At 44.5% G+C, this 20,589-nt stretch carries 14 protein-coding genes; 5 read left to right on the top strand and 9 right to left on the bottom strand.

The genetic code is table 11. The features are described from left to right. Window positions 1-9 precede the first annotated feature (9 nt). The 3 genes from VP97_RS01185 to VP97_RS01175 form a co-directional block, all read right to left on the bottom strand. Window positions 10-1,464, bottom strand: a complete 1,455-nt coding sequence (locus VP97_RS01185; protein WP_050179787.1) for a C40 family peptidase — start codon at window positions 1,462-1,464, stop codon at window positions 10-12. 123 nt (window positions 1,465-1,587) lie between these two features. Further along, window positions 1,588-3,585 (bottom strand): penicillin-binding transpeptidase domain-containing protein, encoded by a 1,998-nt coding sequence (locus VP97_RS01180; RefSeq protein ID WP_050179786.1) that lies wholly within the window; start codon window positions 3,583-3,585, stop codon window positions 1,588-1,590. Window positions 3,586-3,998: 413 nt separating this feature from the next. Continuing rightward, window positions 3,999-4,421, bottom strand: coding sequence for a hypothetical protein (locus tag VP97_RS01175; RefSeq protein WP_050179785.1), 423 nt, complete (start codon window positions 4,419-4,421; stop codon window positions 3,999-4,001). A gap of 205 nt (window positions 4,422-4,626) precedes the next feature. Here VP97_RS01175 and VP97_RS01170 point away from each other — a divergent pair, with 205 nt between their 5' ends. Together VP97_RS01170 and VP97_RS01165 are read left to right on the top strand one after the other, a co-directional pair. Continuing rightward, a complete protein-coding gene (locus VP97_RS01170) occupies window positions 4,627-5,769 on the top strand; it encodes an MFS transporter (RefSeq protein ID WP_050179784.1) in 1,143 nt (380 codons plus the stop codon). A 79-nt stretch (window positions 5,770-5,848) separates the two neighbouring features. Next, complete coding sequence (locus VP97_RS01165; protein ID WP_050179783.1) at window positions 5,849-6,976, top strand: M20 peptidase aminoacylase family protein; 1,128 nt, start codon at window positions 5,849-5,851, stop codon at window positions 6,974-6,976. A gap of 23 nt (window positions 6,977-6,999) precedes the next feature. On the opposite strand, the gene VP97_RS01160 is transcribed toward VP97_RS01165, so the two are convergent. The 3 genes from VP97_RS01160 to VP97_RS01150 all read right to left on the bottom strand — a co-directional run bounded on the left by VP97_RS01160 (window position 7,000) and on the right by VP97_RS01150 (window position 9,955). Beyond that, on the bottom strand, window positions 7,000-7,641 hold the full coding sequence (locus VP97_RS01160; RefSeq protein ID WP_245629805.1) for a protein kinase family protein: 642 nt from the start codon (window positions 7,639-7,641) through the stop codon (window positions 7,000-7,002). A gap of 643 nt (window positions 7,642-8,284) precedes the next feature. Further along, window positions 8,285-9,049, bottom strand: coding sequence for a LysM peptidoglycan-binding domain-containing protein (locus VP97_RS01155; protein ID WP_050179781.1), 765 nt, complete (start codon window positions 9,047-9,049; stop codon window positions 8,285-8,287). Window positions 9,050-9,403: 354 nt separating this feature from the next. Continuing rightward, on the bottom strand, window positions 9,404-9,955 hold the full coding sequence (locus VP97_RS01150; protein WP_050179780.1) for a 3D domain-containing protein: 552 nt from the start codon (window positions 9,953-9,955) through the stop codon (window positions 9,404-9,406). A gap of 228 nt (window positions 9,956-10,183) precedes the next feature. On the opposite strand from VP97_RS01150, the gene VP97_RS01145 reads away from it, so the two are divergent. From VP97_RS01145 to VP97_RS01135, 3 genes are all read left to right on the top strand, one after another. Then, on the top strand, window positions 10,184-10,846 hold the full coding sequence (locus tag VP97_RS01145; protein WP_050179779.1) for a hypothetical protein: 663 nt from the start codon (window positions 10,184-10,186) through the stop codon (window positions 10,844-10,846). A gap of 22 nt (window positions 10,847-10,868) precedes the next feature. Further along, window positions 10,869-12,119, top strand: coding sequence for an efflux RND transporter periplasmic adaptor subunit (locus VP97_RS01140; RefSeq protein WP_050179778.1), 1,251 nt, complete (start codon window positions 10,869-10,871; stop codon window positions 12,117-12,119). 275 nt (window positions 12,120-12,394) lie between these two features. Continuing rightward, the gene (locus VP97_RS01135) at window positions 12,395-14,008 is read left to right on the top strand and encodes a M14 family metallopeptidase (protein ID WP_050179777.1); all 1,614 of its coding nucleotides are present in this window, start codon (window positions 12,395-12,397) and stop codon (window positions 14,006-14,008) included. A 29-nt stretch (window positions 14,009-14,037) separates the two neighbouring features. Here the strand turns inward: VP97_RS01135 and VP97_RS01130 are convergent, their stop codons facing one another. The 3 genes from VP97_RS01130 to serC form a co-directional block, all read right to left on the bottom strand. After that, window positions 14,038-17,427 (bottom strand): S8 family peptidase, encoded by a 3,390-nt coding sequence (locus tag VP97_RS01130; RefSeq protein ID WP_050179776.1) that lies wholly within the window; start codon window positions 17,425-17,427, stop codon window positions 14,038-14,040. Window positions 17,428-17,754: 327 nt separating this feature from the next. Then, window positions 17,755-18,915 (bottom strand): phosphoglycerate dehydrogenase, encoded by a 1,161-nt coding sequence (locus VP97_RS01125; protein ID WP_050180184.1) that lies wholly within the window; start codon window positions 18,913-18,915, stop codon window positions 17,755-17,757. Between the two features lie 24 nt (window positions 18,916-18,939). Next, window positions 18,940-20,034 (bottom strand): 3-phosphoserine/phosphohydroxythreonine transaminase, encoded by a 1,095-nt coding sequence (gene serC / locus VP97_RS01120; RefSeq protein ID WP_050179775.1) that lies wholly within the window; start codon window positions 20,032-20,034, stop codon window positions 18,940-18,942. Between the last annotated feature and the right edge of the window lie 555 nt (window positions 20,035-20,589).

Genomic DNA, 20,589 nt, shown 5'->3' with positions numbered 1-20,589 from the left:
ACCGTTTTTTTAATAGAATCGTTTAAATGCTGTAAACCTCGGCTGAAAGTACGAATTGCTCAAGCTCGATATGGTAATGCCGGCAGAGGAACTTGCGTGAATAAACTGTCCGCCGCCTACATAAATCCCCATGTGCGAAATCCCTTTTTTATACGTATTACTAAAAAACACAAGATCCCCTACAGCCGGAGATGACACTTCATAGGAACGGCTGTAATATCCTTCCGTGTTGGTCCGGGAAATACTTTTGCCTGCCTGCTTGTACACATAATAAATAAAGCCGCTGCAATCAAAACCAGAAGTGGAAGCGCCGCCCCACACATAAGGAATGCCCATTAAAGACTTAGCTGTACTAATGAGCTTTGAGACACTGTAGTCTCCAGAAGCAGGCGGGTTACTCACCTGCGTTGGTGCCTTGCCTGTATTGCCGCCGGCTACCTTTAATTTCTGCCCAACAAAAATAACATCAGACTTTAAACCGTTCATTTGTTTCAAAGCCGCTGTGCTCATTCCATGACGGGAAGCGATCAAGCTTAACGAATCTCCACTTTTAACCGTGTAAACACCAGTCGATACGGGAGGAGAAGGCTTAACAGTAGAAGTCGGCTTCCCGGTGCCCGCTGCACTGCCGCTTACCTTCAGCTTTTGCCCTACATAAATCACATCAGACGTTAAACCATTTAATTGCTTCAGCGCCGAGACTGTTGTTTTATAACGGGAAGCAATTACACCAAGAGAATCACCGCTTTTCACGGTGTATGTGCTCGTTGAAGTGGAAGTCGATGGCTTGGATGTGCTGACCGGCTTTGCTGAAGAAGAACTCCCGCTTACCTTCAGCTTCTGCCCAACGTAAATCACATCGCTTGAAAGACCGTTTAATTGCTTCAGCGACGAAACGCTTGTTTTATAGCGGGAAGCAATCAGACCAAGAGAATCACGGCTTTGGACAGTGTATGTACCGGTTGAGATAGCCGGCTTTGACAAAGAGGATGGCTTTGTCAAAGTCGCCGCTTTTCCGTTTACTTTCAACTTTTGTCCCACGTAAATAAGATCCGATGTTAAACCATTCAGCTGCTTTAGAGCTGCTACACTTGTTTTATGTCGGGAAGCGATCAGGCCAAGAGAATCACCACTTCTTACTGTGTAAGAAGAAGCAGCCGCTGTGTAAACAGCTGGTTCTGCAGAAGCCGACTCTTTCTCTGCCAATTCTGCTTCGACCTGGCCTGATTCTATTTGCTCGTTTTCTCCCGCCTGCGACACGATAAGCTGATCATGAACGGATAAGGCATCTGAAGTAAGATTATTCAGTTCCATTAACTGAACGACCGATAGCTTATAATGATTGGCGATGCTGAACAGCGTGTCACCCTTTTTCACTGTGTATACTTCTGAAGCATGCGCAACCGACGCGGCACCGGTTGCAATAAACGCTGCAGCTGTTAAAGAAATAACCGTTTTATTCATTCGCTCGCTCCTCTATTCTCCATTTCTACTCTCTAGTTCTATCGACACGTGCCTAAAATATTTCATCTCTTTTTATATTTTTTATTTTTAGAGTCTATTGATCTAGTAAAATCCTATATTTTCTTATTTTCTATACGTTTTCCATTGTACATAAAAATCACGTGCTTTGTCGACAGCTACCTTGCTTCCGCCCGCTTCTGCTACATCTTCTACAAGCAGCGCGAGAACAAAAGACGGATTGTTTGCATCATAGGAAACGAACAGGCCATTTTCTTTTCCGGTCGTTCCTTGCGCCTGTTTAATTTCCGCTGTGCCGGTTTTACCAGAGACCGCCATGCCCTCAATATTGGCGGCACGAGCCGTTCCGCGCTCTACTACTCCCCGCAGCCCCTGCTTAATAATAGCTGCCTGCTCCTCTGTAATAAGTTCCTTCTGCCAGGCTGACGGCTCATCGTCAAGCAGCAGACGGGGCGTCATAATCGTTCCTTTGTTTAAAAAAGCACCGTAGGCATTGGCAAGATGGGTCATCGAGGTTAACACTTCTCCCTGCCCGTAGCCTGTGTCGGCGAGCAAAATATCCGAATCAAATTCACCATTATTAGAAATTTGCGACTCACGTACTGGATAATCAAATGGGTATTTTACGCCAAACCCGAATGATTCGAGTCCTGCTTTCATTCCATCTGCTCCGGTATCAAGCGCAGCCATAGCAAAATAAATATTATCGGACGCTACCAGAGCAGACTCCAACGTAACAGGTGCCGTTGACTCACTGACCCGCGTTACCCGGTAGTTTCCCCATGACGCATCCTTTTGCCACTGAAGACCACTGATTGTTTTACCAGCCGTTGGATCAAGCCTGCCTGCTTTCATCGCAACCGACGCTGTAATAGGCTTCATCGTAGATCCCGGTGAATAAGCGGCCGCAAAACGATTGAGAAGCGGCTGCTTCGGATCATCTTGAAGCGTCGTGTACCGCTTGGCAGGTATGCCGCGTGCAAATTCATTTGGATCAAAGGATGGAGAGGAAACAAGGGCTAACACATCTCCTGATACGGGCTCTACCGCTGAAGCCGTTCCTGCTGCCCCGCCCATTTTTTCATATAAGGTTTTTTGCATGTCGGCATTGATGGTCACCTTGATGTCCTGGCCGTTTTTCGGTTCTTTTCTGGCGATGACAACCGGCTCTTCTTTTTCTTTGTCGATAAAAATTTGGATGCCATCCGTTTCTTTTAACTGCTTTTCAAACAGCTGCTCCAGACCTCGCTTGCCAATTTGATCGCCCTGTACGTATCCTTCATTTTCCTTCAGCTCTTCCGCATTAATTTCTCCTGTGTAACCGGTCAAATGTCCAGCGGCAGCACCATACGGATACGAACGGACTGCTTTGGAAGAAGTGGCTGCTCCTTTTACAGCGGAGGCTTTTTGGATCAATTCTTTATTCGATGAAGCAACAGTTTGAAGTGGAACGAAGTAACCGTCCTGGACCCAGCTCTGGCTCAGCTGCTTATTGATATCTTCTGTCGTTAAACCGAGAATTTTGGCCAGCTGTGCTTTGCCTGCTTCATCGATCGCACCTGCATTCACGCCAATAGAAACCGCTTCTCCATTGACCGCAAGCGAGCTGCCGTTGCGGTCAAAAATACGACCGCGCTCAGCTTGGAGTGTTTGAATACGGACTTTGTCTCCCCAGTCATACTCGGGCAGCAAAAACGAAGGATCCCAGTCAATCAGCCATTCCTCGCCCTCATCCGTTTCTTCAAGCTTCATGACTGCTTCTTTTTCAAAAGAAAGCGGCCCGGCGATTGTATCCATTTCTATATGAAGAGGGAGCCGTGCCGTTTGTTCATTGTCGAGTGTCACATCTTCTTCAGTTGGAAGCTCTACTTTAAGCTTGTCCATTTCAATATCAGACATAATGTTCTCGTATTGCTCTGTAAATTCTTTTTTCGTTATAGATGATTTTGTTTCTTTCGTAAAGTGTTCATACATCCCGCCATAATCATTGTCCTTCCACTCATTCACATACGCTTCCAGTCCCGTTTCCGGAGCATCGGGACCGCCGCAGCCGCTGATGAGCGCAGCAGAACCTATTACCCAGCACATTGCAAAACGTTTCATTGTTCCGCTCCCTCCATTTTTCTACTAGTATAGCAGAAAAAAACAGCTCTTTTGACAAGAGCCGTTCAGTGTGTAGACAAAGTCTTTCGCTTTTAAAAAGAGCCGATAAGTAGTATTGAAGATCAATAAGCAAGGTCAGAATAGGCATTTTCTCCTTTTCAAAAGAAAAATACAACCAAATTAACCTGGTCCAATCTTTTCGCAAGCCACTTGGCGGCGTACTGGCGGCGCAGACTCCTGTGGGACTAGCGGGCAGCTGAGACCGATGGAGCCGACAGGCGCAGTCGGGCTCAGCGCCTGCCCCATGGAAAGCGGAGCTGCCCGGACGCCGCTGCTCCAGTCTGTTCATGTGCGCGGGTTCTTAATAATAATTTGTCTACAGTCTGAACAGCTCCTTTGACAAGAGCTGTTATTTATAAAGCGGGAATATCAATGAGAAGAAAACGCTCGGGCTGCCCTTCTGTATGGCTGAGAAGCGCGCGGGCAGACAAGTATTGAACTGCTTCTCCCCTTCGAATAAAAAATCGTCTTGCAATCGATATCATGACCGATTTTGATAAAAAGGATGCGGTTACGGCGGTAATGTGCAGATAACCTTCTGATAAATTGTAGTCAATCATAATTTCCTGCCATGAGCCTTTTTGAGCGACAATCAGTTTAACTGCTCCTCTCTCACCAAGATTCCATTCTTTCTCAGCCGGCTCGGCAAAGGGTGTAAATTCAGCATCGAGTATGAGTCCTTCCTGGTAAACCGTCATAAAGCGAATCATACAGTCTTCTTTCCGTCCATTGACAAAAATAAGCGAACTCTCCATTGCTTCATTTGGTTTCTCCATCCGATTCTCCTTCTCTTTATCTTATTCGTTCCTTTTTCCTATTTCGACAACATTTTTCAATGTCCTTCAAAAACCCACACAAAATTCCAATTCCTAAAAAAGAAAAGCCTTTCAAAAAGATTCTTCATTTATTTTACTTCTTTAAGCAAAAAAAATTATATTTTCGTTATAATGGATAAATACTGACAAAATAAAGGAAGATTCGATGATTTTCAACTCACAAATTTGGCTTTCAATTATGTTTTTTGCTTTTTATTTTTCCTGGGGAATTTTCATGCCCTACTGGAATGCCTGGCTTGTTTCAGAAAAGCAGCTGCCTGTTGAAACAGCCTCCTCTCTCATTGCGATTGGACTGTTGGTCCGTGCAGCTTCTACATTTTTCTTATATCCAGCCCTGAGTGCCAGATTTCCGGCCGGCACGCTGCTGAAATGGTTTTCCATCCTCGCCGCGCTTCTTTCTTTTTTGTTTATTCCAGCCTCCGGCTACAGTCTACTGCTTGTTGTAATGATTGTGTTCAGCTTGATTTATCCAATCATTATGCCTATGGCAGACAGTGCGGGAGCCCTTTTAATGAAATCAGAGCGGATTCATTATGGAAAAAGCCGTTCATGGGGCTCAATCGGCTATACGGTATCTGTTTTTCTCGTTGGAATTGCAACAGCCATGTTTACCGATACAGCGATTTTGTACATCTTAATCGGCAGCCTTGTTTTCACAGCAGCTGCGGCTTCTTTTCGTACACCGCCTGTTCTTGGGCAAAGCGGCGACCTGCGGCGTGTGCCACTGCGCCAGCTGTTTGGCTCACGCCGTTTTGTGACGGCACTTATTACATGCGTATTAATCCAAGGTGCCCACGCAGCGTATTACAACTATGGCGTGCTGTATTTAGACTATCTGGGGGTAAACAATATTTGGACGGGGGTTATTTTAAATATTGCGGTTGCCGCTGAGATTCTTTTTTTCAGTGTAGCTGACCGGTTTCTTCGCCACGTCTCTGTTCCGTCTATGTTTATGTGGGCGGCGCTTGCAGCCGTTTTGCGCTGGGGTATCATGTTTATTTTTCCTTCAGTGGCCATTTATGTTTTTGCTCAGGTATTTCACGCTTTTACATTCGGCCTTGCGCATTATGCCTTTATTCGTCTACTGCATGAAGAATTTGATTCATCAGAAATACCAGCTGCCCAGGGTGTTTATTCTTCATTAGGAATGGGGTTAAGTACAGCTGTTTTAACGTTTGGTGCCGGCTTTTTATATGATATCGAGCCGAGGTTTGCTTTTTTAAGCATGGCGCTGGTGGCAGTTCCTGCTGTTTTAGTCAGCTTTTTGATGAAAAGAGGAAAAAGATAAGAATTTTCAGTTATTTGCCAAGCCAAAAGGTTTATTTTCGCTTATACTAATAGAAAGAATGACTGGGGGAGGGCTTGCGATGGCTCATACGGAATTAACATTTGAAAATAGGCTTCTTGAGATCTTCGAACATTTGCATGCACATCCAGAAATCAGCTGGAAAGAAACTGAAACAACTGCTTATATCTCACAGCTTTTAACAAAAGAAGGCATTCGTTCTTATACATTTGACGATTGTACAGGATTAATCGCAGAAATTGGCAGCGGATCACCAGTTGTGGCCGTTCGTGCCGATATTGACGCACTGTGGCAGCAGGTAGACGGGGAATTTCGCGCAAACCATTCCTGCGGGCATGATGCGCATATGTCGATTGTCATCGGTACCATTTTAACCTTAAAGGACCAGTTGACAGAGGACAGCGGCACTGTTCGATTTATTTTTCAGCCTGCTGAAGAAACGGGGACCGGCGCACTAAAGATGGTAAAAAAAGGCGTTGTTGATGATGTTGACTACTTGTTCGGCATTCATCTTCGGCCGATTGAGGAAGTGCCGTTCGGCAAAATTACACCATCCGTTCACCACGGAGCTGTTGCTTTTTTACACGGAAAAGTCATTGGCGATGATGCACACGGGGCACGGCCTCATCAAGGAATTAATGCGATTGAAGTGATGTCTTCTTTGAGCCGGCAGCTCAATACCATTAACTTTTCACCATTTGAACCGTATTCCGCTAAAATGACACATATTGAAGCCGGCGGCCAGAGCTTAAATATTATTCCTGGCTCAGGCAAATTCGGACTTGATGTCCGGGCCCAGCGCAACAAAGTACTCTTAGAGCTTCAAAAAGCGGTCGAGCATAAAATTGAACAAATCAGCTTGCTGTACGAAGTCCAAATTGATTATGAATGGATGGATTTTACTCCTGCCGCTGAAGTGTCCGACGAAGCAGAAGCATTTTTGCGAAAAGGCATTATTGAGGTATGCGGCGAACAAGCATTAGCAGAGCCGCTCATCACATCCGGCAGTGACGACTTCCACTTTTACACAATTAAACGACCCCATATTAAAGCGTGTATGATGGGGCTTGGTGCAGGTCTTACACCCGGCCTTCACCATCCAAATATGACATTTGACAGGCGCATTATTAAAATTGGCGCTGAAGCACTGGCTGCAAGCGTAAGGCATGCGCTAAAAAGCAAAGAATAAGCAAAATCCGCAGTAGACAGAGGTCACTGCGGATTTTTTGCGTGTGCTGTTCGCGAAACGGGAATCAGTCTCATTTTATACAAAATACCAATCACATTAAGCAGCGGTTTCGGCCAGCGCTTCGGGAAAAAGGGCTTCATGTAAAAAGCAGAATGAGCCGTTTTAATGTCTTCCCAGTTCATACAATCCTTTGTCTGGCGGAAACGGGCTACATCAATAATCATGGTGCTGCCTTCTGTTGTAATCATGATGTTGCGCAGATGAACATCAGATGGGTTTAACCCTCGTTTTCGTGCTGCCTCGAGCGCCTGATCCGCTTCATGAATGTGGCGGGCGGAAATTTCTACTCCTCCCTCGAGACACTGGAAAAAGGTTTTCCCTTCTACCCAGTCAATCACGATATACGTGCCGCCGGCTTCATGCAAATGAGGAAAATGGGGAATTCCTGAAAGAAGTCGGTAAATATCTGCTTCTTCTTTTGCAATATGCACTTTATCCGGATAAAACACCTTTAATGCCCGATCAGTTCCTTCGATACGAAATACGACTGCACTTCTGCCTTCTCCTGCAAACGTTAACTCCCCTTGACAGGCAATAACTGGCCTCCAATGACCGCCATGCCGCTTAAACCGGACACCCTCTGCCAAATGCTTATACCGTTTCATGCTCACTCCTCATTTCTTCTTTCTTCTATTATATACGGGCAGGCCCCCAAAAACGATTCATTTGCACAAAAGAAAAGGTTTAAAGGCTAAAAGCGCAGCGTCCTGCTGTCGCGCTTCAAACCTGCCACGTCCTGTGGCATTCGCCCGACTAGGTCGTCCAGACCGTCACAACGCCTTTGTATCCTACATCCTGTAGGCCCAAAAACGCAGCGCCCTGCCGCCTCGCTTTAAATCTGATAAAGAAAAACAAAGAGGTCAAAAGGAAATTCGTTTTTCAAAAAGTATATAGGGCGTGTTTCTTTTTTAGCTTGCCCGAAAGCCTCCCCTTTTCAAAAACAGAGAGGTTAAAAGGGTTTTTTCTATTCTTTCCAGAAAAGAAAGGGAATCATACAAGACTTCACTGAATTCCTTTCATCCTACAAGAGCGGCAGGCGCGAGGCGGAGACTCCTGAAAGACTAGCTCAACGCCTGCTCCCTGGAAAGCGGAGCCCCGCAAATGCTGCTCTTTCTATACTTCGCCTAAGAACGGTCACTACACATGTAAATTTTGAGGATGATGCAGTCGGACAACATCCTATTTCAACGAAATGAAAAAAACCGGCCTTTATTACGGCCGGTTTTTTTCAAACAGGGTATATAATGATTAATCGAGAATGGTTACGTTAACTGTACGCACGCCCCAGCTGTATGCTGCATCGTTGTTTGGTACGTGAAGATCAATTTTATTTCCTTTGATTGCGCCGCCCGTGTCACCGGCAATCGCTTCGCCGTAGCCTTCAACGTATACGCGCGAACCAAGCGGAATCACGTTCGGGTCAACCGCAATTACTTTTTTGTTTGGATTATTGTTAAGGTCAATACCCGTTGCTGTTACGCCTGAGCAGCCCGCGCACTGTGCAGTGTATGCTGTAGCTGTCACCGTTAACGTTTTGCCGCTCTGTGGTGCTGCTTGTGCTGGCTCAGCAGCTGCTTGAGTTGTTGCCTGCTGTGCTGGCGCTGCCTTTGCCGGTGCCGCAGAACCGTTTGTTGACAACCGATCACCAGGGTAAATCATGTTTGATGAAAGACCGTTAATTGATTTTAGTGAGCTCACTGAAATCCCATGTGCTGTAGCGATTTTAAACAGCGTGTCGCCCGCTTTAACCGTGTATGTACCGTTCGAAGAAGCCTGTGCTGTACCGCCGCCTGACGCTGAGCCGGATGTTTGAAGAGTGGAGCCCGCGTAAATCATATTAGATGAAAGACCGTTGGCTGCTTTTAATTGTTCAACAGTTGTACCCGTTTTTTGGGAAATGCTCCATAATGTATCGCCTTGTTGTATTGTATATGTGCTAGCTGATGCAGCGGTGCCGAATGCGCCTCCGCCAATTACTGTTGTTGCTGCTAGTGCCATGATATGCTTTTTCATAATAAAAAAACCTCCTGGAATGTTCCTGCCGGTGTGACAAAGCACACGTACGCAAGAGTTTTTAACGCTTTGTTTCTCCGTGACTGTAGGGACAACAGCTAATTTATATAAAAGCGCCATAAACGCTTGATTGAGGATTCGGTTCCTCTTGACCAGCCGGTACTCTCCGGCCTAACGAGATTCATTGTAACACGCCAAGCAATGTAATGTTTTTAAAAGGACGTTACGCTTCTATGTTGGAATGTGACGTAAATGTTACAAGAAAGCCATTACTTCGAATTCGTAATAACTCTGACATAAAGCACCCAGTTAAAAACAAAAAAGGGAACTGGTTTCCACCAGCTCCCTTTTCGACTATTTTAAAATTTTCACTTTTACAGTGCGCACGCCCCAGTTTTTTGCTTTTTGCTTCGTTGACATATGCACATCAATTTTATTTCCTTTAATTGCGCCGCCTGTATCGCCGGCAACTGCTTCTCCGTAGCCTTCAACATATACCTTCGTACCAAGCGGAATCACTTTCGGATCCACAGCAATCACTTTTGCATTTGGGTTTTTCTTTAAGTTAATGCCTGTTGCAGTAACGCCAGAGCATCCACTGCAGTAAGCTGTATAAGCCGTTGACTTAACGGTAATTTCTTTTTTCACATTGCTCGTATTTGATGATGGCGCCGGTTTTGAGCTTGCGGCTGCCGTGCTGCCAATAGAAAGCTTTTGTCCAACTTTAATGGTATTAGAGGAAAGGTTGTTCCACTTCTTCACTTGATCCACTGACGTACTGTAACGTTTTGAAATGTTGTAAAGCGTGTCCCCTTTTTGAACAGTGTGAGTTGCGGCGGCTGCTTGTGCCGCAGAAGCTGAGAAAATCATCATTGCAGCAAGAAAAGACATGGCCATTTTTTTCACGTATCATTACCCCCTAGTTTTGTAACACGAGATTGATTGTAACATGATTCTATTTCAAGACTATTACACTAGGATGTTCGTTATATTACATTCACATTTCAATCGTTTAATAATTCTGAAAAATTAAAAATAGACCAATAATGTTAGAATATTATTGGTTCATATATCAATAGTTGTATATAATGAAAATTGATCTTTATTTATTCTATTTTGATGGGAGATTTTAAAATGGCTTATCGGCTTCAGCTTTTAAAAGGGCTGTTTCGCACCTCCCATGAACTCGCGCAGCTGTCACAGGCCGAAAAAATTCGCGGTTTATGGATAAAGTTTTCACTCTTAGTACTCGTCAGTGTGCTTTTGTCTCTGCTTGCCGGTGCACTAGGTATACAAAGCGAAGGCATATCTGCTTATATGGCCGAATCCGATATGTATACATATGAATGGCTGAAACTACTATTTACAGGAGGCGCTGGCCTTGCCGGCTTATTGCTTCCCCTTTTCTACATCTTTGTGCCGGCTCTTTTATTTTGGACGTTTTTAGAATTAGAGTTTAAAAAGCTTGTTGCCTTGCAATGTGTGGCTTTTTCAATCTACCTGCTTGAATTTGCCCTTTTGATTATCTGGAATGTGTTTTTTTCTATTCCGCGCGACTCATCACCTTTCTCACTTGGTGTTGTCGCTCAGTACGCAACAGATAGTGCCATTGCCATTCGTTTTTTCAGCTTTATTACGATTTTTCAGATTTGGATTCTAGTGATTCAATACCGCTTTTTACGCGCGTCTGAAGCAAGAAAACCTCTTTTCGTTTTTCTTATGGTTCTCTTGTCGGGTATCGCGTTTTGGATTTTAGCGACATTGTTTACATCAATCCAGGTGGAAAATCTGTTTTAAAGAAAAGAGGTGAGTGACTACAATGAAAAAAATAAAAAAGCAAGTATGGCTTGCGGCGAGTGCTGTTGTAATCGCCGGTAATTTATACTTAATTTTCAAAGAAGACAGCAAAGCAGACCGGACCGAATGGCTGACAGATTGGGACCGCTCCGAAACAGGGGACGTCGTTGAAGCATTTTCCGCAGAAGGCGTTGTGGTTCCTTCCGATGAATATCCGATTTACTTCGATGAAAGCAAAGGATCTCTTGAGCAGGTGCTTGTAAAAGAAGGCGATGCGATTCAGCCCGGTACGGATTTATTTACGTACTCTTCTGATGTAGTAGATGAAGAGATCGCCCGCTTAACAGCAGAAAAAGACCAGACTCAGCAGCAAATCTCTTTAATTGATAATCAATTAAGCCAGCTGCGTCTTCTGCTTTCCCAGGCGGAAAATGAAGAAAACGAGTCAACCGATACAAACAATTCTTTAAACAGCGACAGCAATACAACGATTATCCAGAGCGGCGACGCCAGTACGAGTGTAGAAGAAAGCATTCTGCAGCAGGAAACAGAAAAACAAAAGCTGCAGGAAGAAGTGAAAAAGTACGATACACTGATTGCGGCCCAGGAATCGAAAAAAAGCGATTTGACTGTTAAAAGCACGAATGAAGGCTACGTAAAGAAAATTGATACGAGCTTAAACAACCCGGTGATGATCATCAATTCATCTGTTCCCGCTGTGCAGGGTGTGTTTGATGAAAAACAAGTAGCTCTCGCCCAGACCGGTCAGACAGTTGAAGTCACCGTCGATACAACGCTCGAGCAGTTTAACGGCTCTCTCGGATCTGTAAGCACCTACCCAGAAGAAGAGCCATCGGTAAAGCGAAAAAGCTTGTATCCATATTCCGCTCAGCTCACGGGCGCGGAATCAAGTGACCTGTATCCCGGCTTAAAAGCCAATGTGAAAGTGATCACGGAGCAACAGCCGGATGCTGTCACGATTCCGAACACAGCCATTTTAAAGAAAAACAAGAAATCATATGCAGTGATCATGAATCGGGAAGGTCTTCTTGAACGCCGACGTATTGAAACCGGGCTTCACGTAGATGGCGTATACCAGGTAACAAAGGGTGTAGAAGCCGGTGAAGCCATTGTAATTGATCCGTACAGCTTGATTATGAAACGCGGGCCTTTTATTACACCTATTGACACGGACCACATCAAAAAGAAGCCATGGAATGAGCTGTCCCGTACAGAAAAAATGAAATACGCGCTTATGGGCTTTTTATCTTAAAAAGAACGCTTTTGAAAGCATCTGAGATTGGAGACAAAGTTAGAAAGCAGGCTGATTGAAAACGTTTGGCTTTCAAGGAACGCTGCCGGCTGGGGAGCGGAGTGACCTTTTTGGGGTCATGAGCATTCACAGCCGGCAAGTGACGCTGAAAGTGAGCGTTTGTCAACAGCCTGAGACGCTTGCAAAAGCGTCTTTTTTTTATTTGCAAATTAGGATTCTTTCATTCTGTAAACCTGTTAAAATAGAGGTAAATAACCTATATATTGGAGGATACAATGAAAAAACGGCTGCCTATTTTTCTTATTTGCCTGCTGTTAAGCACTCTTGTACCACCCGTGGCTGCACAGGCCGCTTCGTATTTGCTCACACGAGTGGATACAACCATTTACACGCCGCCTTCTTCTCCTGACCAGCAGGCGGTGCTGACACCTATTCCCGCCCATACCAATGTGAAGGTAATAGAAGAACAGGAAACGAGAATAAGGGTTTCCTGGCAAGGCATCAATGGGTTTATCGCAAAAGATGACTTATTAATAGAAAATCATGAGCAGACAGACTCAGCCAGTCCTTATATTCGAATCGAAACAGATGCAGAGATGTTCAAAAAGCAAAACGGAGCTTACGTGAAAACGGGGCGCCTTTTAACAGGTGAAATATTCAAAAAAACCGGGGCTGAAAACGGGTACGTGTCGTTTGAGTTTGGCGGTACTACTGCTTACGTGTCAGAAGCCGCTGTCACATACTTATCAAAGGCTTCTCTCGCCGGCGGCGTACAGCCCGGTTATGCGTTTAAAAACCAGGCAAGAACTCGGAAAACGGTTGACCTCCTTTATTCCAAAAACGGCCAGCTGACGTCACTCGGCCGCCTTCAAGCAGGCACTGCTCTTTACACGCGTGCTGCTTACCGTGACTATTACATTGTCGATATCGGTGGCCGGACAGCTTATATCCGCAAAACAGATATGATTTTGTACAGCGGCAATTATGTAGATCCTTTTAAAACCATTACCTATAAACAAATGGTACAGGATTTAAAAGAGCTTGTCCTTTGGCATCCGGATATTGCTTCTCTTGAAGTAATAGGCAAATCGGTGGATGGCCGAGATTTATATGCGCTAAAGCTGGGTACTGGCAAGGAGGAAGTGCTGATCAATGCATCACACCATGCACGTGAGCATATGACAACCAATGTCGTGATGGAAATGGCCGATCAATACGCTCACTTGTTTCAAACAAATGGATTTATGAACGGCTATTCTGTACGGTCTCTTTTGCAAAAAACATCCATTTACTTTGTGCCGATGGTTAATCCGGATGGCGTCTCCCTCGTACAGCTTGGAGCAGACAGTGCTAAAAACAAAGCAGCTATTTTAAAGTTGAATGGCGGCAGCGCGAACTTTGCTGCCTGGAAAGCAAATGTACGCGGTGTAGATTTGAACCGGCAGTATCCAGCGAATTGGCGCAGCATTTGCTGTGATCCTGGCAAGCCTTCCTCGCAAAATTATAAAGGCCCAGCCCCGCTCAGTGAACCGGAAGCAAAAGCCATGTATGACTTTACACTCAAGCACTCCTTTAAAGCGAGCGCCGCTTATCATAGCTCTGGACAAATTATTTACTGGCATTTTCATCAGTCGGGCGCCCGTAAATCACGCGACCTTGCCCTGGCAAAGCGAGTAAGCCAGAAAACCGGCTACAGCCTGGTAGCACCACAGTCCAATCCAAGCGGGGGCGGCTATACCGACTGGTTTATTCAAAATGAACAAAAGCCAGGCCTGACAATCGAGATATCTCCTTATGTCGGCAACCGTCCCGTCCCGCTTATTTACTTCTCAAGCATTTGGAAGCAAAACAACTCCGTCGGCCTTATGCTGGCGAATCAAACACAATAAAGCAGAGGGCTCCTAGCCCTCTGCTTTTTTTATTTTTTCACGATTAATTCATATGGCGCTGTTGAAGCTGTTCCGTTTGCTTCGCTCAGTTCAATAAAGTATTTTCCTTTTGGCAGATTCAATGAAGCTAGTTCCTCATCATTTTTGCCATAGCGGTCAAAAGAAGCCACAAGCGCGCCTTTTGCATTGTATACTTCCATTACACCATCCAGGTTTTTTCCAGCTGAGAATGTGAGTGAAACCGTTCCCTGCTTGGCCAAATTTAAAACAAAGTGATCCACATCTCCGAAAGATACGCCGGCATTAAAATAGCCGCGTGCTCCATATTTGCCGTCCACTGTTTTGAGCGGCAGCGGTCTTGTTGGAACATGGTTGACCACTTTAGCATCACCGTCTGCCAGTTCATTGTACGTTGCGCCTGCTTTTACTTCATACGGCTGCAGATTCGGTCCTGTTGACATAAGCGGTGACACTTCAATAAAGTAACCTGTGTCCTCTTTTGCTGCAAACGATGTGTGTATATTTGTTTCTGTAATCATCATTGTAAATGGATCTGGGCCAAACGGTGTCACCCGGTTTAGCTCCTCTTCATCAAGCACTTTATCGCCATTTGTATCTTCATACATAGCGCCAGTAAATATATGGCCCGGCCGTAGCTCGCGTGGGATGCTCGCTTTTTGTGCGGCCGTCAAAGCACTTTCGACAATATCCAGTGTATACACACGCGGCTTTCCTTCATTCATAAAGTAGTAATAATCCGTATCCCCTGTATGAACAAAGTAGTTTTGAACCGCTTTTCCGGCTTTTATATTCAAGCCTTCCTCAGCTGCATTCTGGTCATTGTCTTTCTCAGGAGGCATATTGGCAACACGTTTCGATGTCAGCTTATAAGGGTCGGCTGATGCGTTTTCTAAATTATTATAAACGGATACGACATATGTTTTATTTTTCGTCAGCGCCACATTCATTCCGCCTGATCCCACCGGACCGCCAAGAAGGGCCGCAAGCATATCCATTTCTCCGCTGCTTTCTGAAATAGGAATTAATTCACCTGTTTCCTGATCCAATTCCATTAGCACAACCGAAGCATTTCCTTCATTTTCCTGGCTGGCTTTAAACGAATAAATGCCATTTTCTGTTGGAATAAAACGGTAGTAATCTTCATCATATCCAAATTGGAAGTACCCTTTTTTACTGCTGCCAGGTGTGTACGAAAGCGCCTTTTGGAGAATGCTGCTGCTGTCTGCTTCTTTCTCGCCGTCAATCAGCTCGTCCTCTTTCATTTCTCCATATTCTTCAATGGTCAGATTACCATCCGAAAATTCTTCTTCGAGTGTTTCTTCTTCCGGCAGACCATCTTCATCGGCTGGAATCGTCCGTTCTTCCACTTTGAATGTGTATGGCACAGCCGATTCTCCAACAACCAGCTCACTCATCGTCGTTACAGTTAATCCCAGCAAATCTATAATAGAATTTAAAAGAATGTCTTCACCAAACGTACTGTTTGTGACTTCAATACGATATTCAGTATCCGGCATTGCCTGGAATGAGATGGTTTCGCCTTTATTCATCGGCTGTGTATCTCCATCCACAATGCTGTATTCTTCCTCTCCCTCACCTACGTAAACGTTGATCGCTGAATTAACTCCCGGAAGTGCTGAAACCGAAAGCGAAACCAGCTTTTTTTCTTCTACAGATAGGGTAAAAAAGTCTGAATCCGGCATATCTTCTTCACCGCTGTAAAGGGTAAAATCATTTTTTGTATAGGGAAGGGATCCAATTGCAACAGGCTCTTCGTATGTCGCTTGATCCGGCGTAAGAGCGCCTCTTTTTTCTGCCTGCAGCGTAAAAGTAGATTTACCGGCTGCGCTATAATTCCCATTTGTATCTTTTACACCAATCACAAGTGTTCCGTCTTGGGCCGCTGTATACAAGTAGCCCTCTTGTCCGCTGGCTCTTGTGTGATCTACATCACGAAGGTACTCGGGATCCCCTTCTTCCGGCACAAAGTACAATTCCATTGCATAATCGTACCCTTTACTGCCATCAAGCACCATTTGGATATGCTGGCCTTCTGCCACGCTTGCTTTAAACCAGTGCATCGTTTCCGGTGATTTGAAAGTACCTGTAAACGACTGCTTCCCTGACTTGATTTCTTTCGCCGTTTTTAAAATGGCCTCACCGGATCCGTCCGGACGCTTCGGCAGCTTTTTCGGATCAAATTTAAGCGCGTTAAGCGGATTAATTAACCCATTTCCATACGTTAAATCATAGCCCTTTTCCCCGAGATCCGTGGCAGTCTGCTCTAAAATATATTCAATCTCAAACGCAGTTAAGTTAGGATACTTGGACTTAAGCAGTCCTGCTGCCGCTGCTACCATTGGTGATGCCATGGAAGTACCTGTTAACCGCTCAAACTTCGACCCAGATTCTGAATCATAAGAGGTGCTATAAATGTTTTCACCTGGTGCTACCACATCAACCGAAGAGCCATAGTTAGAGCTCTCCGATAACGTTTTTGATCCGTTTATATTACCGACGCTGATCACACCCGGATAAGCAGCCGGGTAAGAATATTGATCTGTCGCTTCATTACCGGCTGCAGCAACGACCACAACCCCTGAATCGATCGCGTACTGAATCGCTTCTTCTACAACAGGAGAAGGCATAAAACCGCCCAGACTCAAGTTGATGACGTCTGCTCCCTGATCAACAGAATAGGTAATCCCTTCGGCAATCGTAAAGTCATTGGCTCCCATTGAGCCGTTAAACACATCGACCGGCAAAATTTTCGCATTGGGGAACACACCATAACCGCCGAGACCGTTATTTTTCTCAGATGCAATAATGCCGGCTACATGTGTTCCATGCAGGTCACGAACCGGATTGCGTGCCGGGTTGGCTACATTATACGGCTTCAGTAAGTTTGCTTTTAAATCGGGATGCTTATAGTCAATCCCGCCATCTACAACGGCGATCGTAACATTATGTTTTCCGGCATAGGAAAGGGCTTTGCCCATATTAAGCATTGCTAAATGATCCATCTTCACTGCTTTCGGATCCGGTTTATCGGCAAATGCCTTGTATTGAATACTCGGTGTGACAGCTACGACTTCGGAGCGTTCTTTGTATACCCGAATCACGTCGCTCAGCTTCTTTGACTTTGGCACACGTACTACGTCATATTTTAAGCCGGACAGGCGCTTTAGGAGAGTCACACCTGCTTTTTTATGTACACTTTGCGGAAGCGCCTTTGAATACTTGATTACGAGTGTTTGTGAATCTGTAACCTGCTTGTCCGCTTGAGCTGCTTTGTATGCTGCTTCCTTTTCAGATGACGGTACTTCTGCCCAGGCGGCTCCTGGCATAAGAAGTGACGCACTAAGGGCTGCCGCCATAATTTGTTGCCATTTCTTCAAAATAGATCCCCCATTCACTTTTTCTTCTCTTCATCATACAGGAAAAAGAAGTAAAAAGTTTCAAATTTCTTCAATTATGTGAAATTTATTTTTTAACTGTATAAGTTAAATGAAGGCCGTTGATTATAACGGAAGGATTCAACAGCACAATGGGCTGGCGGCTGCCTTATGGAACACACAGCCCTGTGAATACCCCTATTCTATTACCCGTACTAAGCCCTGTTCACATACGCTTTTTCCGAAAAGTAGTAGTTAGAATCATTTATTCAGCTTGTATAAAACAAAAAAAGAGATTTTGGATGGAAATCCAAAATCTCTTCGTTTTATTTAAATAATACGTGCCATGATCACGCCTGAAATACCATATAGTTTTTCGGTTAAGCCAGGAATGACTTCCCCGTTTACCTGGTTGTCGATATCGATCAACGTGTAAGCATAGTCACCTTTACTGCGGTTTACCATGTCTGCGATATTCAAATCGTACTCAGACAGGGCACCTGTAATCTGGCCAACCATGTTTGGTACATTTTTATGAGCCACTGTAACGCGGCGTTTACCTGTAAACGGAATTTCTACATTCCCAAAATTCACAGAGTTTTTGATATTTCCTGTTTCCAGGTAATCTTTCATCTGGCGTGCTGCCATAATCGCACAGTTTTCTTCTGATTCCGTTGTAGACGCGCCAAGGTGAGGAATCGGAACAACATTTTTCATGCCGATCACATTTTCGTTCGGGAAGTCTGTAACATACTTGCCAACTTTGCCGCTTTCAAGCGCCGCCCGCATATCTTCTTCGTTCACAAGCTCACCACGCGAGAAGTTAAGTACAACAGCACCGTTTTTCATAACAGAAAACGCTTCTTTATTGAACATACCGCGTGTATTGTCTGTTAATGGTACGTGAACGGTAATATAATCGCTCGCTGCAAAAAGCTGCTCGATGGTTAAAGCGCGCTGTACATTGCGGGACAGGTTCCAGGCTGTATCAACAGAAATAAACGGGTCAAAGCCGATTACATCCATATCAAGGTCAAGCGCATTGTTCGCAACCAGGGCACCAATGTGGCCCAGACCGATAACGCCAAGTGTTTTCCCTTTCACTTCACGGCCGACAAACTGCTTTTTGCCTGCTTCAACCAGCTTTGGAATCGCATCCCCCTGCCCTTTTAATTCATTTGTCCAGCTTACGCCGTCAAATAAATTACGGGAAACAGCCATAATCGTTGTTAAAATCAATTCTTTTACCGCATTTGCGTTTGCACCCGGCGTGTTAAACACAACGATGCCTCGCTCTGTGCATGCTTGAACCGGAATGTTATTTACGCCGGCACCGGCACGGGCAATGGCTTTAACATTGCTGTTAAACTCTGTATCATGCAGGTTTGCGCTGCGCAGGATAATGCCGTCTGGTGTGTTTGTATCGTCGTTTACTTGAAAATCGTCTGCAGTGTGAAATACATTTAAGCCGATGTCGGCAATGTTGTTCATAGATTTAATAGTATACACGTTTCGTTACTTCCCTTCCGCTGAATGAGTCTGTTCGAATTCTTCCATAAAAGCGACAAGTGCTTTGACACCTTCGACCGGCATCGCATTGTAAATACTTGCACGCATACCACCGACTGAGCGGTGTCCTTTTAAGGTTTCAAGCCCTTTTGCTTTTGCTTCTTTTACAAACAGTGCATCTAATTCTTCGCTTGGTGATACAAACGGAATGTTCATCAATGAACGAGATTCTTTTGAAATAGGTGAGCTGAACACAGCTGACTGATCAAGATAGTCATATAAAATAGCTGCTTTTTCCCGGTTTATGCTCTCCATCGCCTGGATACCGCCAAGCTCTTCTAACCATTCAAATACAAGCTTCGCCATATAGATTGCAAATGTTGGCGGTGTGTTGTAAAGCGAATCGCTGTCTACGTGCGTTTTATAGTCCAGCATCGTTGGAACAGACTCATCTGCTTTTCCGATTAAATCTTCACGGATAATGACAAGCGTCAGGCCAGCCGGGCCAATGTTTTTCTGTGCGCCCGCGTAAATAAGGCCAAATTTGGATACGTCAATTTCCGTGGATAAGATATTAGAAGACATATCGGCCACAAGCGGCACATTGCCTGTGTCTGGAATTTGTTCGAAAACGGTTCCTTCTATTGTATTGTTTGTTGTAATATGAACGAAATCCGCTTCTGGATCAATCATATCCGCAGTCACAGCCGGGATATAACTGAAATTTTTATCTTCAGAAGATGCAATAACACGTACTTCCCCGTATTTTTTCGCTTCTTTAATTGCTTTTTTTGACCAGGAGCCAGTATTCACAAAATCCGCTTTTTTACTGCCGACAAACAAGTTCATCGGCACCATGGCGAACTGCTGGGAAGCGCCCCCTTGAAGGAATAACACTTTGTAGTTGTCTGGAATGTTCATCAGCTTGCGCAGAACAGATTCCGCTGTTTCAATGATTTCTGTAAACCATTTTGAACGATGGCTCAGCTCCATCACTGCCATGCCGGAACCCGCAAAATTTGTCAGTTCGGCTTGTGCTTTTTGAAGTACCTCAAGAGGCAACATGGAAGGACCTGCTGAGAAATTATAAACTCGTGTCATCATACTACTCCTTCATTCGTGTTATTTTCGATAGTCTGAAAATTTTTGCTTTATCAATACCCGAATTATAAAATAACATTCTGTATGAATCAAGGGCTCTTTCCTTTTGTTTTCGAGCGAATTTTCATTTGTTAACGCTTACAAAGCCTATCAACAATACGCTTTTTATTTACGAACATTTTGTTAAATTTTCTTACATTCATTCGTTTTTATACAAGAAACTACTTTTTAGAACAGCGATCACCTATTGACTATTAATACTTATAAAAATACCGCTCTCTTTGAAATAGTGAATTGACAGGAAAAACAGTTCACCATAGAAAGGGGAATTATGTTATAAAATGAGACGGTTCGACAAAAAAGAAACGCTCTTACAACGTTGGACTTTCCCTCTCTATTTACTTTTCGAAAGCTCATTTCCGCCTTCCTATTTATTATATAATAGAAAACAACTGGAACTTTAGGGATTAGTTCGTTTGTTTTGTGCAGCATGCAAAACAGCAAAGAAGTGCCGGCTATAATACCATTATTGATGAGCTGAACCAGAAATAACTT

The sequence above is a fragment of the Domibacillus robiginosus genome (genome assembly GCF_000966195.1).
Lineage (GTDB): Bacteria > Bacillota > Bacilli > Bacillales > Domibacillaceae > Domibacillus > Domibacillus robiginosus.
This window is presented reverse-complemented; position numbering and strand designations above follow the sequence as displayed.

Coding starts and splice junctions, on each gene's coding strand:
- serC (WP_050179775.1), bottom strand. CDS start 20,034: ATGACACGAGTTTATAATTTCTCAGCAGGTCCTTCCATGTTGCCTCTT.
- VP97_RS01170 (WP_050179784.1), top strand. CDS start 4,627: ATGATTTTCAACTCACAAATTTGGCTTTCAATTATGTTTTTTGCTTTT.
- VP97_RS01125 (WP_050180184.1), bottom strand. CDS start 18,915: ATGAACAACATTGCCGACATCGGCTTAAATGTATTTCACACTGCAGAC.
- VP97_RS01140 (WP_050179778.1), top strand. CDS start 10,869: ATGAAAAAAATAAAAAAGCAAGTATGGCTTGCGGCGAGTGCTGTTGTA.
- VP97_RS01155 (WP_050179781.1), bottom strand. CDS start 9,049: ATGAAAAAGCATATCATGGCACTAGCAGCAACAACAGTAATTGGCGGA.
- VP97_RS01165 (WP_050179783.1), top strand. CDS start 5,849: ATGGCTCATACGGAATTAACATTTGAAAATAGGCTTCTTGAGATCTTC.
- VP97_RS01145 (WP_050179779.1), top strand. CDS start 10,184: ATGGCTTATCGGCTTCAGCTTTTAAAAGGGCTGTTTCGCACCTCCCAT.
- VP97_RS01185 (WP_050179787.1), bottom strand. CDS start 1,464: ATGAATAAAACGGTTATTTCTTTAACAGCTGCAGCGTTTATTGCAACC.
- VP97_RS01175 (WP_050179785.1), bottom strand. CDS start 4,421: ATGGAGAAACCAAATGAAGCAATGGAGAGTTCGCTTATTTTTGTCAAT.
- VP97_RS01160 (WP_245629805.1), bottom strand. CDS start 7,641: ATGAAACGGTATAAGCATTTGGCAGAGGGTGTCCGGTTTAAGCGGCAT.
- VP97_RS01135 (WP_050179777.1), top strand. CDS start 12,395: ATGAAAAAACGGCTGCCTATTTTTCTTATTTGCCTGCTGTTAAGCACT.
- VP97_RS01180 (WP_050179786.1), bottom strand. CDS start 3,585: ATGAAACGTTTTGCAATGTGCTGGGTAATAGGTTCTGCTGCGCTCATC.